1 protein-coding gene is annotated in these 1,455 nt (G+C 45.8%); it reads right to left on the reverse strand.

The window, feature by feature from the left end:
* Positions 1-215 precede the first annotated feature (215 nt).
* Positions 216-1,010 carry a tetratricopeptide repeat protein gene (locus tag J8X26_RS26255; RefSeq protein WP_208952475.1) on the reverse strand — a complete coding sequence of 265 codons (795 nt, stop codon included), beginning with the start codon at positions 1,008-1,010 and terminating at the stop codon, positions 216-218.
* Positions 1,011-1,455: the final 445 nt, after the last annotated feature.

The raw sequence follows: 1,455 nt of genomic DNA on the forward strand, positions 1-1,455 counted from the left end.
TGTACGGATTACCTGAGGAAGTCGGCGACGAGGGGAGCTTTTATCTAAATCCGATTTATTCAACAAAGCCATAAGCAGGCTAACGTCTTGCGGCCCCCGGCAGGCCATTATCGATAGAATCAGCGTCAGCGTTAAATCGGTACTCATACTTAACAACAGTGCCATTGAGAATTTACGATCAAGTTGACTGTGCATCCTATAAGCTCAAAACTTTTTTACTGAGCTATTTTCGACAGCCACTCTATTGCACCAGAAGTTCTTAACCATGGTTTAATATTGTTATTGACATAATCAATGGCTTCATCCATTTCACATAACGTAATATATCCACGGTTAGACTTCGTCAGCATACGGCACTTTGATAACAAACTGGGGATGTGTCTATTAGAATCGATCGCAGCTTTAGCGATATCATCGGCATCCGGGGTGGAATGCCTGTAGGCGAGGAGGGCGCGTGTATAATGAAGATAAGGGCTTGTATCACCTGAGTAATCGTCCAGTATCAAAGCCAAATCGTCCACTATTTCCAGTTCCAAGTAATAACTCGTTAGTAAATGACGAATCCCCTGGTTATCATTCGGATTGAGCTGAAGCATTTCGCGACAGTGAGCTATAGCTGGGTAGAAGTTACCCGACTCCCATAAAGCATCGGCCAAAGCTGCTTTTGCTCTCATATATGGGCGTGTTTCAACACATCTCCAGAAACGGCCAGCGAACTCGTGAAAAGCTTCGCCAAGAGCAATGCTGGCTGCATATAAAGCCGTTTCCAGATTTTGGATTTTTGAATCAAGAGGCTCGTCAGATATCTCGTAGTAGAATGAATATGCGTCAGCACAGAGCGGAGATTTTTTGATAGCTTTTCTGATAAGTTTCAGCACAGCGTCCAGGTCATCAGTTTCCCAGGCATCGAACATAAACTCCTGAGCCGCAGCCAGCTCAAGCTGTATTTGCTCAGAACTAACGGCATTTTTATACAAATCAACGCGCTTTTTAGTCGGGAATTTAATCATCTTAAGTATCCTTTTGGGGCTCACCTTTATCCGGTACTTCGCAGCACTGATGGTCGATTCTATCGCTTTGAACTTGCCACAAACAAGCTCGGGTCTGCCAGAACGGGATTGATAGCCCGGAGCAGCTATTGGGTGCAATGAGTGCGGTTAGGTACCGGCAGCATCTGGGGATCACAACATAACCAGCCCAACAAAACATCCGCATCTCCAAAGTGACATTACTAAAATATTTGGTGCGCATAATCATGATTATGTTAAATGCAATATCAGGTCGCGCACTCAATCCCGTTCCACTCCCTTTTGCTCGGTTTGGCAGCCAGCGGCCCCCCCCATTTCCATCGAAAGCATGAAAAGGCCCGGCACTGGCGCGAAAGTGGGCTTTGTTGAATAAATCGGATTTAGATAAAAGCTCCCCTCGTCGCCGACTTCCTCAGGTAATCCGTAC

Source organism: Rahnella sp. ChDrAdgB13, from assembly GCF_017655185.1.
GTDB classification, from domain to species: Bacteria; Pseudomonadota; Gammaproteobacteria; order Enterobacterales; family Enterobacteriaceae; genus Rahnella; species Rahnella contaminans.